Origin of the sequence: Janibacter indicus (genome assembly GCF_900176385.1) — a bacterium.
GTDB lineage: Bacteria > Actinomycetota > Actinomycetes > Actinomycetales > Dermatophilaceae > Janibacter > Janibacter indicus.
Map to the genome: position 1 here is coordinate 223,140 of NZ_FWXN01000003.1, position 12,255 is coordinate 235,394.

13 protein-coding genes, 1 pseudogene and 1 riboswitch are annotated in these 12,255 nt (G+C 73.7%); of the genes and pseudogenes, 10 read left to right on the forward strand and 4 right to left on the reverse strand.

Annotation, left to right across the window (positions count from 1 at the left end; all coding sequences use genetic code 11):
* Nucleotides 1-52 precede the first annotated feature (52 nt).
* The 5 genes and pseudogenes from B9B60_RS04690 (at nt 53) to B9B60_RS04710 (ending at nt 4,115) form a co-directional block, all read left to right on the forward strand.
* On the forward strand, nt 53-1,819 hold the full coding sequence (locus B9B60_RS04690) for a GNAT family N-acetyltransferase (protein WP_084450061.1): 1,767 nt from the start codon (nt 53-55) through the stop codon (nt 1,817-1,819).
* A 42-nt stretch (nt 1,820-1,861) separates the two neighbouring features.
* Nucleotides 1,862-2,785, forward strand: coding sequence for an NADP-dependent oxidoreductase (locus B9B60_RS04695; RefSeq protein ID WP_084450062.1), 924 nt, complete (start codon nt 1,862-1,864; stop codon nt 2,783-2,785).
* A gap of 9 nt (nt 2,786-2,794) precedes the next feature.
* The gene (locus B9B60_RS04700) at nt 2,795-3,169 is read left to right on the forward strand and encodes a DUF308 domain-containing protein (RefSeq protein WP_084450063.1); all 375 of its coding nucleotides are present in this window, start codon (nt 2,795-2,797) and stop codon (nt 3,167-3,169) included.
* Nucleotides 3,162-3,665, forward strand: coding sequence for a hypothetical protein (locus B9B60_RS04705; protein ID WP_084450064.1), 504 nt, complete (start codon nt 3,162-3,164; stop codon nt 3,663-3,665). The genes B9B60_RS04700 and B9B60_RS04705 overlap by 8 nt, the downstream gene beginning before the upstream one ends.
* A 10-nt stretch (nt 3,666-3,675) precedes the next feature.
* Nucleotides 3,676-4,115 (forward strand): annotated as a pseudogene (locus tag B9B60_RS04710) (SRPBCC family protein).
* A gap of 28 nt (nt 4,116-4,143) precedes the next feature.
* Here the strand turns inward: B9B60_RS04710 and B9B60_RS04715 are convergent.
* On the reverse strand, nt 4,144-4,467 hold the full coding sequence (locus tag B9B60_RS04715; RefSeq protein WP_084450065.1) for a DMT family transporter: 324 nt from the start codon (nt 4,465-4,467) through the stop codon (nt 4,144-4,146).
* The gene (locus B9B60_RS04720; protein WP_084450066.1) at nt 4,464-4,802 is read right to left on the reverse strand and encodes a DMT family transporter; all 339 of its coding nucleotides are present in this window, start codon (nt 4,800-4,802) and stop codon (nt 4,464-4,466) included. The genes B9B60_RS04715 and B9B60_RS04720 overlap by 4 nt, the downstream gene beginning before the upstream one ends.
* A gap of 22 nt (nt 4,803-4,824) precedes the next feature.
* Here B9B60_RS04720 and B9B60_RS04725 point away from each other — a divergent pair, with 22 nt between their 5' ends.
* Nucleotides 4,825-5,349, forward strand: a complete 525-nt coding sequence (locus tag B9B60_RS04725) for a DinB family protein (RefSeq protein ID WP_084450067.1) — start codon at nt 4,825-4,827, stop codon at nt 5,347-5,349.
* 149 nt (nt 5,350-5,498) lie between these two features.
* Here the strand turns inward: B9B60_RS04725 and thiD are convergent, their stop codons facing one another.
* A complete protein-coding gene (gene thiD / locus B9B60_RS04730) occupies nt 5,499-6,338 on the reverse strand; it encodes a bifunctional hydroxymethylpyrimidine kinase/phosphomethylpyrimidine kinase (RefSeq protein WP_084450068.1) in 840 nt (279 codons plus the stop codon).
* A 29-nt stretch (nt 6,339-6,367) separates the two neighbouring features.
* Nucleotides 6,368-6,475, forward strand: a riboswitch (TPP riboswitch).
* Nucleotides 6,476-6,547: 72 nt separating this feature from the next.
* Here thiD and thiC point away from each other — a divergent pair.
* The 4 genes from thiC to B9B60_RS04750 are packed head-to-tail and all read left to right on the forward strand — an operon-like array spanning nt 6,548 to nt 11,047.
* On the forward strand, nt 6,548-8,224 hold the full coding sequence (gene thiC, locus B9B60_RS04735) for a phosphomethylpyrimidine synthase ThiC (protein ID WP_327078570.1): 1,677 nt from the start codon (nt 6,548-6,550) through the stop codon (nt 8,222-8,224).
* Nucleotides 8,221-9,597 carry an MFS transporter gene (locus B9B60_RS04740; protein WP_084450069.1) on the forward strand — a complete coding sequence of 459 codons (1,377 nt, stop codon included), beginning with the start codon at nt 8,221-8,223 and terminating at the stop codon, nt 9,595-9,597. Before thiC ends, B9B60_RS04740 begins: the two co-directional genes overlap by 4 nt.
* Nucleotides 9,594-10,406, forward strand: coding sequence for a hydroxyethylthiazole kinase (thiM, locus tag B9B60_RS04745; RefSeq protein ID WP_234993737.1), 813 nt, complete (start codon nt 9,594-9,596; stop codon nt 10,404-10,406). The genes B9B60_RS04740 and thiM overlap by 4 nt, the downstream gene beginning before the upstream one ends.
* Nucleotides 10,397-11,047, forward strand: coding sequence for a thiamine phosphate synthase (locus B9B60_RS04750; protein ID WP_084450070.1), 651 nt, complete (start codon nt 10,397-10,399; stop codon nt 11,045-11,047). The genes thiM and B9B60_RS04750 overlap by 10 nt, the downstream gene beginning before the upstream one ends.
* On the opposite strand, the gene B9B60_RS04755 is transcribed toward B9B60_RS04750, so the two are convergent.
* Entirely contained in the window at nt 11,028-12,251 is a 1,224-nt protein-coding gene (locus B9B60_RS04755) for an MFS transporter (RefSeq protein ID WP_084450071.1), read from the reverse strand. The two genes, B9B60_RS04750 and B9B60_RS04755, sit on opposite strands and share 20 nt — an antisense overlap.
* Nucleotides 12,252-12,255 lie beyond the last annotated feature (4 nt).

Here is a 12,255-nt window from a genome sequence, read left to right on the forward strand (position 1 = left end):
GGTACCTCCTCGCCCGGCACGCGGGCGGCACCGTGCGGCTACGGTAACCGCCATGAGGCTGTCCAACGTCGCCCACCTGCGGCTGCCCTTCGGGAGGCTCTTGGGCTACGACGTCACCGCCCACGGCACAGGACGCGCCCTGCCGCTCTCCTTCGACCAGCGTCGCCACGTCGGCGGTGGCGACCGGCCCGGCTCGTGGATGGCGATCTGCTTCACCCTGCCCGTCCCCGTTGCGCGCCAGCGGCTCTCGGCCGCCTGGCTCGCCGTCATCGCGCGACACGGCACGTTGCGGTCGGGCTTCGCGCCCGGTCCCGACGGGGTGCCCGTGCTCGAGGAGCTCGAGGTCACGCCGGGGCAGTGGGTCGAGCACCCCGTCGCCTCGGGGCAGGCGGTCAACGACTGCGTCCGGGACGTGCTCGACGCGACGTGCACCCCCTTCGCCACTCCCTCGCACCGACTCCTGGTCCTCGAGACCGCGCAACGTCCCACGGTGGTCATCGGCGCCGATCACGCCCACGTCGACATGTGGTCGATGCTCGTCGTCATCCGCGACCTCCTCGCGGCGCTCGACCTCACCGACGGCGAGAGCATCCCCGAGCTGACGCTCGTTCCTCCCTTCGCCGACCACACCGCGGCCCTGTCCGACCGTGACCCCGCTCCCGACGACGTCCGCCGGCGGTGGGCCGAGGTGCTCGCCGCCAGCGGTGACGTCATGCCCCGCTTCCCGCTGCCGCTCGGGGAGCCGGTGCCGCACGCCGAGCGCGTCGAGCTGCGCGACGTGCTCGACGTCGACGACGCGGCCGCGCTCGCCGCACAGGCCCGCGGTGACGGTGTCTCGATCCTGACCACCGTCGTCGCCGCGATGACCGCCGTCACCCGCGACCTCGCCGACTCACCGCTGCGCGCCGTCTTCCCCGTCCACTCGCGATACGACGCGAGGTGGCACGACTCGGTCGGGTGGTTCATCGCCAACTCGGTCCTCGAGTCGTCCGACCCTGACCCGCAGGCCTGCGCCGCCGCCGTCAGAGAAGCGGTGCACCTCGGTTCGTGGCCGCTCGACGACGTCATGCGTCGGTGGGGCGGCATGCCGGAGGCACCCGGCATGTTCGCCGTCTCCTGGCTCGACCTGCGGCGGCTGCCGGTACGGGTCGACGCGGCGGGTCTGGACGCCCAGTACGTCGGGGCGACGATCCGCTCCGACGGGGTGATGCTGTGGTTCATCCTCGACGAGGCCGGCCTTCACCTGCGCTGCCGATACCCCGACACCGACGAGGCCCGACGGCACGTCGGCGGCTGGCTCGACGCCCTCGCGCTCGATCTGAGGGCTCGGGCAGCCGAGTCCGTCGGCGGGGTCCTCGAGCTCGGGGAGCGTCGCTACCGCGTCCGCCGAGCGGTGCGCACCGATGTCGCGTCGATCGTCGCCCTGCTCGCCGACGACGAGCTCGGCGCCACCCGCGAGGGCACCGACCTCGCCCACTACGAGCGGGTCTTCGACGCGATCAGCCGTGACCGCGCGCAGTACCTCGCCGTCGTGCAGGACGAGCAGGACCGCGTCGTCGCGACGATGCAGTTGTCGATCGTGCCGGGACTCTCGCGCAACGGCGCGACCAGGCTGCAGGTCGAGGGAGTGCGCGTCGCCGGGAGCGAGCGGTCCATGGGACTCGGTGCCGCGATGCTCTCGTGGGCCCACGACCACGGACGTGCCCGGGGCGCGACCCTCTCTCAGCTGACGACCGACCGGGTGCGCAGGCGGGCACACGCCTTCTACGACCGTCTCGGCTACGAGGCCAGCCACGTGGGGTTCAAGCGACCACTCTGACCCCTGTGGAATGCCCTGCCACCTCCCGAGGTTGACCCGATCATGCGCGCCATCACCTACGACCAGTACGGCACCACCGACGAGCTGCACCTGAGCGACCTGCCGGTCCCCAAGGTCGGCCCGAGCGAGGTCCGCATCCGGGTCACCCGGGCCGGGGTCAACCCCGTCGACTGGAAGGCCATGTCCGGCGGTCTCGACCCGATGCTCTCCGCCGACTTCCCGGTCATCCCCGGCTGGGACGTCGCCGGTGTCATCGACGCCGTCGGCCCGGACAGCCCCGAGTTCAGTCCCGGCGACCGGGTCGCCGCCTACGCCCGCAAGCAGGTCCTGTCGGCCGGCACCTTCGCCGAGTACGTCACGGTCCGCGTCGATGACGTGGCAGCCGTCCCCGACGAGGTCACCGACGACGTCGCTGCGGCTCTCCCGCTCGCCGGGCTCACCGCCCTTCGAGTCCTCGAGACGCTGGCCGTGACGAAGGGGGACACCCTCCTGGTCCACGCCGCCTCCGGTGGCGTCGGCTTCGCCGCCGCCCAGCTGGCGATCGCCGCCGGGGCTTCGGTCGTCGGCACCGCGTCGACGGCCAACCACGACAAGCTGCGCGACATCGGCGTGACGCCGGTGGAGTACGGCGACGGGCTCGAGGAGCGGCTGCGCGAGGTGGCGCCCGAGGGCTTCGACGCGGTCGCCGACTTCGTCGGTGGCGTCCTCGACGTCAGCCGCGCGATGCTGCGCGACGGCGGACGCCTCGCGTCGATCACCGACCCCACCGTCGAGGAGCACGGCGGCCGTTGGGTGTGGGTGCGACCTGACGGCGCACGCCTGGCCGACCTGCTCGACGAGGTCGCCGCCGGCCGACTACGGGTCGACGTCGACCGGACCTTCGCCCTCGAGGACGTGCCGCAGGCCTTCGCGGCCAGCCAGTCCGGCGCCGCCCGCGGCAAGCTCGTCATCGAGGTCGCCGACTAGGGTGCGACCATGCCGCCGATGACCATCCGCCACAGCCGCCCCATGGCGATCACCTTCGTCGTCCTGGGCGTGCTCATCGCGCTCGTGTCCTTGCTCACCTCCGCCTGGGTGACCGTCGCGGCGGGCGCCGTGCTCGCGATCCTGGGCATCCTCCAGCTGATCAACCCCGCGGTGCGGATCGACCCGCACGAGGTGCGCATGTGCAACCCGCTCGGCATGACCCTGCGGCGGCTGCCGATCAGGGAGCCCCGTGACCTCGTGGTCGACGGCAAGCAGCTGCTGCACGTGCCCACCGGCAAGCGGGTCGCCTCGCTCGGCTTCGGCATGCGCCAGCCCGACGTCGAGGCGCTGCGGCAGGTCGTGCCCGTCGTCCCGCGTGACTGAGCCCGCCGACCGGCGCGAGCTGCGACGGCGCCAGTACCTGTCGCTGGGGCTGGGCGAGCTCGTGGCGGCGGGCGTCTTCGGCGGCGTGGCCACCTGGTACGGCGCCGACCTGGGTGCGGATGGCCGCCTGGCGGTCCTCGGCGCCGTGGGCCCGCTCGTCCTCGTGCTCGTCGCCGCCGGCGTCTACTGGCTGCTCGCCCGACGCTGGGTCGGCGTGACGCCCATGCCACGCGCGCTCGCCCTGACCTACGTCGGTCTCGGGGTGCTCGCCGCGCTGCTCCTCGCCGGTGGACTCGTCGTGACCCTCGTCGCGGCCCCCTCCACCGGGTGGCTCGTCCTGCTGCTCCTCGTCTGGGCCTTCGGGGTCGTCGAGCTGGTCAACTACTCGCTGCGCCGGTTGGCCTTCCCTGTCGCCAGGTGGTGGTCGGGTGTGGCGCAGGGGCGCACCCCGCAGCTGGCCCGCGATGTCCGAGCAGGCCTGGGCGAGCGCCCCTAGAGTGGCGGGCATGGACGAGACCAAGGTCGTCACCGCATCCACCACCATCGCCGCCGCACCCGAGGCGGTCTTCGAGGAGATCGCCGACCCCGCCCGCCAGCTCGCGTGGGACGGCAACGACAACCTCGCTCGTTCGGCCGAGGGCCAGCGGGTGCACGCCGTCGGCGACGTCTTCGTCACGACGACGACCGGGGGCAACGACCGCTACAACCACGTCGTCGACTTCGAGGAGGGACGTCGCATCGCCTGGCGCCCGGCGGCGCAGGGGGAGACCCCCTTCGGCCACCAGTGGGGGTGGGAGCTCACCCGACCGACGACGGCGGCACCGAGGTGACCCACACCTACGACTGGCGCGAGCTGACCGACGAGTCGCGCTACGAGCGAGCCCGCAACACGACGGAGGGCAACCTGCGCGCCTCCCTCGACCGGCTCGCCGCGCTCTTCGGCTGACGCGTCGCACCGGCTGAGGGTCACTCGGTCAGTGCCCGCCGCCGAGCTCGAGCAGCAGCACACCGACCATGATCAGGCCGATCCCGGCGACCATCCGCCGGGTGAGGGCCTCCCCGAAGAGCACGCGCGAGCCGATGGCCGTCAGCGCGACCCCGGCCGCGGCCCACGTCCCGTAGGCGACGCCGAGCGGCATGCCGTGCGCGAGACTCGTCGACAGCCCGACGAAGGCCGTGACGTAGCCCAGCGCGACGGCGGCGTACCACCGAGGGCCGCCATGGACCGCCATGCGCAGCGAGAGCGTCCCCGCGACCTCGGCCGCCACGGCGACGACGAGCCACGCCCATGCCGTCATGGCGACGCCTCCGGCTCGTGCGGGGCGCCTGTCTCCACGAGCAGGACGCCCCCGATGACGAGGACGACGCCCAGTCCCATGAGCGGGGTGAAGGTCTCGTCGAGCAGCAGGGTCGACAGGAGCGTCGTCAGGGCGACACCGCAGGCCGACCAGATCCCGTAGGCGATGCCCAAGGGCATGCCTCGTCGGAGCGCGACGGCGAGCAGGCCGAAGGACGCGACGTAGCCGGCGACGACGACGGCGTAGAGCACGGGCCGGTCGAGGGCCGCCTTGAGGCTCAGTGTGGCCGCGACCTCGCAGACGATGGCGGCGGCGAGCAGCAGCCAGGTCGTCATGCCCCGAGCCTAGGCTGGATGCATGAGCACCGCGCCGCCCGCCGACCACGACTCCCGGGACTGGACCTTCGTCGTCGACGACGGGTGCGACGAGTGCGGCTACACCCCGCACGACCCGGCCGCGACGAGTGACCGGCTCCTCGCCGCGGTGCCCCGCTGGGCCGCGGCACTGCAACGCCCGGGGGCGAGCGAGCGGCCTGCCCCGGGGGTGTGGTCGCCCCTCGAGTACGCCTGCCACGCGCGTGACCTGGTCCGGGTCCTCGGCGATCGGGTGAGCGCCGTGCTCGCCCGGGAGGGCGCCCCCTTCGCGGACTACGACGGGGAGGCTGAGGCCGTGCGCCAGGAGTTCTGGGCCAGTGACCCGCGCGTCGTGGCCCGACAGGTCGCCGAGGAGACCGAGCGCACCGTCGCCGTCCTCGACGGGGTGCGAGGTGACGCGTGGGAGCGCGCAGGCACCCGTGGGGACGGCGCGCCCTTCACGATCGCCGGCCTGTGCCGCTACCTGCTCCACGACGTGGAGCACCACCTGCACGACGTCGCGGCCTGAGCGAGGGTGCCGGGTGCTCAGCTCGGCTGGTCGGCCTGGCACTGCGCGATGGCCAGACCGATGCCCTCCTCGAGGATCGTGAAGTCGGCCTCGGTGAGGTAGCCGATGGACCGGGCCGTCCGGCCCTCCGGGTTGTGGTGAAGGTCTGGTCAGGGGATGGTCTGGCTCCATCGGGCGAGTTCGTGGAAGTGGTGCACCGGCCCGGCCCCCGACCCGACGTCGAGCGACTCGCCGTGGCGCAGTGCCTCGGTGAGCCAGCCGCGTGCCTCGCGGACCGCCGGCAGCCACCCGTCGTGGCGCGGGCGAAGGGCGGCGATCGCCGAGCTGAGCGTGCACCCGGTGCCGTGGGTGGCGGTCGTCGCGATCCGCGGTCCGCGCAGCTCGCTCGTGCCGCGCTCGTCGTGCCACACGTCGACCGACTCGGTGCCGTCGAGGTGGCCGCCCTTGAGCAGGACGCGACGTGCGCCCAGTGCCCGGAGCGCGGTGGCCTGCTCGGGCAGCTCGGCGGCGGACCCGGCCGGCGGCTGGTCGAGGAGCACTCCGGCCTCGGGCACATTGGGCGTGATGACATCCGCGCGGGGGAGCAGGGCCCGCACGGCGTCGACCGCGTCGGGCGAGAGCAGCCGCGAGCCGGAGGTCGAGACCATCACCGGGTCGAGGACGACCGGTGTCGCGGCCAGTGGGCCGCTCGCCAGCAGTTCGTGGACGTTCGCGACGAGCGCGGCGGAAGCGAGCATCCCGACCTTGACGACGTCGATGCGCACGTCGGCGACGAGTGTCTCGACCTGGGCGCGCACGACGTCGACGGGCACCTCGTGCACGTGCGTCACGCCACGGGTCGACTGCGCCGTGAGGGCGGTGATGACGCACGTGCCGTAGGCGCCCAGGGCGCTGAAGGTCTTGAGGTCCGCCTGGACCCCGGCGCCGCCCGAAGGGTCCGACCCGGCGATCGAGAGGGCGACCGGAGGGCGGGGCAGAGGGGCAGCCATGCCGTCACCGTAGCCATGTGGTTGTATCGAGGCACCCCCGCGGGAGCCCGGGCACGGGCTGAGATCGGACTGCTGCCGTCCGGACCGTCTGAACCTGTCCGGATCATGCCGGCGAAGGAAGAGGAGGCGCCCGCGTGCGCACACCCGAAGAGTCCGAGCTCCACCCGCAGCACCGTCGCGAGGAGGTCGTCGACCCCCACGACCCGTCGGTGCGGGTCGCGGTCACCGCGATCTCGCTGGCCGACAGCCCCGACGGCACCGCCAACGACGACGTCGTCGTCTACCGCACGAGCGGACCCGGTGCCGACCCCGCGGTCGGTCTACCCGACCACCGCGGTGGGTGGATCACCGGCCGCGGCGACGTCGAGCCCTACGAAGGGAAGTCCCGTCACCTCGCCGACGACGGCCGCGCGGCCCAGCGACGCGGTGGCGCCACGGCGGCGTGGCGCGGACCGGCACGTCGCCCCCTTCGTGCCGTGGCTGGCCGCACGGTGACCCAGATGCACTACGCCAGACGCGGTGAGATCACCGCCGAGATGCGCTATGCCGCACTGCGAGAAGGCTGCTCGCCCGAGCTCGTCCGCGACGAGGTGGCCGCCGGCCGGGCGATCATCCCGGCCAACGTCAACCACCCGGAGTCCGAGCCGATGGTCATCGGCCGGGCCTTCCTCACGAAGATCAACGCCAACATCGGCAACTCGGCCGTCACCTCCTCGATCGCCGAAGAGGTCGACAAGCTCACCTGGGCCACCCGGTGGGGCGCCGACACGGTCATGGACCTGTCGACCGGCGACGACATCCACACCACGCGCGAGTGGATCCTGCGCAACAGCCCCGTGCCGATCGGCACCGTGCCGATCTACCAGGCCCTCGAAAAGGTGGACGGCAAGGCGGAGGACCTCACGTGGGAGATCTTCCGGGACACGGTCATCGAGCAGTGCGAGCAGGGCGTCGACTACATGACGATCCACGCCGGGGTGCGGCTCGCCTTCGTCCCGCTGACGGCCGAGCGGGTGACGGGCATCGTCTCCCGCGGCGGGTCGATCATGGCCGGCTGGTGCCTGGCCCACCACGAGGAGTCCTTCCTCTGGACGCACTTCGACGAGCTGTGCGAGATCTTCGCGCGCTACGACGTCGCCTTCTCGCTCGGTGACGGGCTGCGACCGGGGTCGGTCGCCGACGCCAACGACGAGGCGCAGCTCGCCGAGCTGCGGGTGCTCGGCGAGCTGACCCGGCGAGCGTGGGAGCACGACGTGCAGGTCATGGTCGAGGGCCCGGGGCACGTGCCGCTCCACCTCGTCAAGGACAACGTCGACCTCGAGCAGGAGTGGTGCCACGGGGCGCCCTTCTACACGCTGGGCCCGCTCGTCACCGACATCGCGCCAGGCTACGACCACATCACCTCCGCGATCGGGGCCACCGAGATCGCCCGCCACGGCACGGCGATGCTCTGCTACGTCACGCCCAAGGAGCACCTCGGTCTGCCGGACCGTGACGACGTGCGCACCGGTGTGGTCACCTACAAGATCGCGGCGCACGCCGCCGACCTGGCCAAGGGGCACCCGCGAGCGCGTGAGCGCGACGACGCCCTGAGTCGCGCCCGCTTCGAGTTCCGCTGGCACGACCAGTTCGCGCTCTCCCTCGACCCGCCGCGGGCCATGGCCTTCCACGACGAGACCCTGCCGGCGGAGCCGGCCAAGACCGCCCACTTCTGCTCGATGTGCGGGCCGAAGTTCTGCTCCATGCGGATCAGCCAGGACATCCGCGACGCCTACGGGTCGGGTGCGGCCCAGCAGGCCATCGCCGAGGCCGGCATGGCGGCGAAGTCGCGCCAGTTCGTCGAGCTCGGCTCGAGCGTCTACGTGCGCGAGGAGTCCACCCGATGAGCCTCGTGCCCGGGCTGCCCCCGACCGGCCGCGCGGCCGTGCGCGCCGGCATCGTCGGCAACTACGTTGACCAGATCAACATCTTCCTGCCCGTCGTCGCCCTCGCCCCGGCGCTGGCGACCCTCGCCGGGCCGCACGCGGGCGTCACCGCGGGTGCCGTCGTCATCGTCGCGACCCTCCTCGGTCGACCCATCGGGGCGATGCTCTTCGGGCGCATCGCCGACCGCGTCGGCCGTACCCGCACCACCCAGCTGGCGATCGGCGGCACCGCCGCGTGCAGCCTGGCGATCGCGGCGGTCCCGACGCACGAGGCCATCGGCGTCGCGGCCATCACCGCCGTCGTCGTCCTGCGCTTCGTCGGTGGTGCCTTCCTCGCCGGCGAGTACACCTCGGCGATCCCGCTCGCCATGGAGTGGTCGGTCCCTCGGCGCCGGGGTCTGGTGTCCGGGCTGATCATGTCGATGGCGCCCTGGGCGCAGTCGACGATCGCCTTCGTCACGGCAGGCCTGCTCGCCGTGCTCGGCCCAGTCGACTACGCCGCGTGGGGCTGGCGGGTGTCCTTCGTCTGCGGCGGCCTGGCGAGCCTGGCCCTCCTGGCCTACTACTCCGCCCGGGTCGCCGATGCACCGCAGGTCGTGCCTCAGCGCGAGCAGGCCGACGAAGGGAGGGCCCCCGCCGCCGTCGGTCTGCGCGCCGTCCTCGGCGGTGCCCACGCCGGCGCCTTCTGGCAGATGTTCGGCCTGATGAGCGGCCTGTGGCTCATGACCAACATGGTCGTCATCCTCACGACCGGTCGGCTGTCGACCGACCTGGGGCTGGGAGGAGGCGAGATCGCGCTCGTCATGGGCCTGGCCGCGGTCGCCCAGGCCCTTGTCATGTCGCTCACCGGTCACTGGTCGACCCTCGTCGGGCGGCGACGCTTCCTCGTCGGATGGGGGCTGGCCGCCGCGGTCGTCGCACCCCTGCTGTGGGCGGGCACGATGGCGACGCAGGTCGTGCCGGTCGTCGTCGGCGTGGCCCTGCTCCAGGTGGTCACGGTGTGCGGCTACGGACCCGTCGGGGCCTACCTGTGCGAGCGCTTCCCGGCACCGGTGCGTTCCACCGGCTACGGCACGGCCTACTCGTTGTCGATCGTCCTCCCGGCGCTGTGGCCGTGGTGGCTGCCGACGCTGGAGTCCGTGCTCGGTCACGACGCGTCGGTCGCTGCGGTGCTCCTCGCCGGCGGCCTCCTCGTCGCCGGGTGCGGGGCTCTCGGTCCGCGCCTGTCGGCAGCGGACCTCGACCGTGACGTCGAGAGCGTGGCGGCGCAGCCGGACCCACCGGCCGAGCCGGTGGCGGCCTCTTCGGCTGCCACCACGCGGGCGGCCTCGTGATCGGCGCTCCCCGCACCCGCGGCCTCGGCGCCGAGATCGCCGCAGCCGTGGACGCGATGCGCGCCGCCGCACCCCTCGTCCACGGGGCGACCGGCTCGGTGACCCGCGCGCTCGTCGCCGACGGGCTCCTGGCCGCGGGTGCCCGCCCGATGCTCACCGAGAGCGAGCAGGAGGCCCCGACGCTCGTCACCGTCGCCGACGCGCTGCTCGTCAACCTCGGCTCGCTGAGCGGCGACGGCATGGCCGGCCTGCTCCCGACGGCCCGGGCCGCCGTCGAGCACGGGGTCCCCTGGGTCCTCGACCCGACGGCGGTCGGTCTGGCCCCCGTGCGCACGCCACTGGCCCACGAGCTGCTCGCCCTCGGCCCGACGGTCCTGCGCGGCAACGCCTCCGAGGTCATCACCCTCTCCGGGGGGACCGGCCGCGGTCGTGGGGCCGACAGCACGCTCGGCCCCGACGCCGCGGCCGAGGCCGCGCGAGCGCTCGCGCGCAGCAGCGGCTGTGTCGTCGCCGTCTCGGGCCCGGTCGACCTCGTCACCGACGGTCGGCAGGTGGTCCGCATCGCCTCGGGCTCGCCCCGCCTGACCAAGGTCACCGGCACCGGCTGCCTCCTCGGGGCCCTGACGGCCGCCCACCTGCCGGGGGCGCCCCCCTTCGTCGCGGCGGTCGCGGCCACCGCGCTGCTCACGGTCGCCTCCGACCGGGTGGGCACGATGGGGCCGGGCAGCTTCAAGGTGGCGCTCGTCGACGCCCTCGACGCGGTGACGGGCGACGAGGTCGCGGCGGAGGTGGACCTGTCATGGACCTGATCGACTGGCGTCTCTACCTCGTCACCTCCGGCGACGGCCCGGCGACCGTGCGGGCCGCGGCTGCGGCGGCCGCGGCCGGTGCCGGCGTCGTCCAGGTGCGGGCCAAGCACCTGCTCGCCGGCGACCTGCTCGACCTCGTCCTCGACGTCGCGTCCGCCGTGGCCGACTCCGCGCCGGGCACCCGCGTGCTCGTCAACGACCGGGCCGACGTCGCCCATGCCGCCCGCCGACGAGGCGCCCCGGTCCACGGCGTGCACCTCGGTCAGGCCGACCTGCAGGTCGCCGAGGCACGCGCCCTCCTCGGGGCCGACGCGCTCGTCGGGCTGACCGCCGGCACCCTCGAGCACGTCCGCGAGGCCGACGCCCGCACCGGCGCGCACCGCCCGGACTACCTGGGGAGCGGACCCCTCCGACCCACCCCGACCAAGGACGTCGGCCGGCCGCCCGTGGGGCTGGCGGGCTACCCCCTTCGGGCCGCGGCGACACAGCTGCCCGTCATCGCCATCGGGGACGTCACGCTCGCCGATGTCGCGCCGCTCTCCCGCACGGGCATCGCCGGCGTCGCGGTCGTCCGCGAGATCATGGGCGCGGCCGACCCGGGGGCCGCCGCCGCCGCCTGCCTCAGCGCGTGGGTGCGCTGAGGCCGATCTCGTCGTCGACGAAGACCGGACGGGCCACGCGCAGGCCGGCCACGGCGATGCCGACCCCGGTCGCCATGAGCAGGCACAGCACGAGGGTCCACCCGCCGGTCAGCTCGTGGAGCACGCCGACGAGGAAGGGGCCGATGCCGGCGAGCAGGTAGCCGACCGGCTGGACGAAGCCCGACAGCTGAGCGGTGACGTGCGGGTCGCGGCTGCGGGCGGTGATGAGCGAGATCGCCATGGGGAAGGCGAAGCCGGACAGCCCGAGCAGGACCGCCCACAGCCACGGCAGGGTCGTCGGCGCGAGCAGCAGCCCGAGGTAGCCCGCGATGGCGAGCGCCCCGAAGCCGAGCATCCACGCGGACAGGTCGCGGCTGCGGGCGATGACGGTCGGCATGAGCAGGCCGCCCCCGATGCCCAGGGCCGCGAGGACCGAGGTGTAGACGCCGGCGGTGCCGGCGGACAGCCCCGCGTCACGATAGATCTGGGGCAGCCAGCCGAACTGCACGTAGGCATTGGTCGACTGCACGCCGAAGAGCACCGTGAGGGCGATCGCCGTGGGGGAGTGCCAGATGCGCGAGGTGGGATTTTCGCCGGCGGCACGTCGGTGCACCCGGTCGCGCAGCGCGATGATCGTCCACGGCACGAGGGCGAGCAGGGCGACGACGCCCCACATGCCGAGCGCGCCGCGCCAGGCACCCGGCGCCACCGCCGCGACCGGTGCGGCGAGGAGCGGGCCGAGGGTGCCGCCGACGGTCAGCCCCATCGAGTAGATGGTCATCAGGCGCACCCCGCCGTCGCTCGAGTGCGCCTTGATCCACGCCGGGACGAGGACATTGCCCAGCCCCATGCCGGCCAGGCCGAGCGCGGTGAGCACGAGGAAGACCCCGGCGGAGTCGGTGAGCACCCGGGCCAGCAGGGTGACGACGACCGCGGCGACGCCGAGCGTGATGCCCGCGGAGACACCGACGCGGCGGGCGAGCGCGACGGCCCCGCCGCCCGCGACCGCGAAGGCGAACCCCGGCAGCGCGGTGACCACGCCCGCGAGGGTCGGCCCGATGGCCAGGGCCGTGCGCACCTCCTCGAGCAGCGGTCCGACCGAGGTGGCCCCGGGGCGCAGGTTGATCGAGATGAGCGCCACCGCCAGGACCGCGAGGACCGGGCCGAAGGGGGGAGTCCGTCGCGTCGTCTCGTGGCCGGTCACCCCA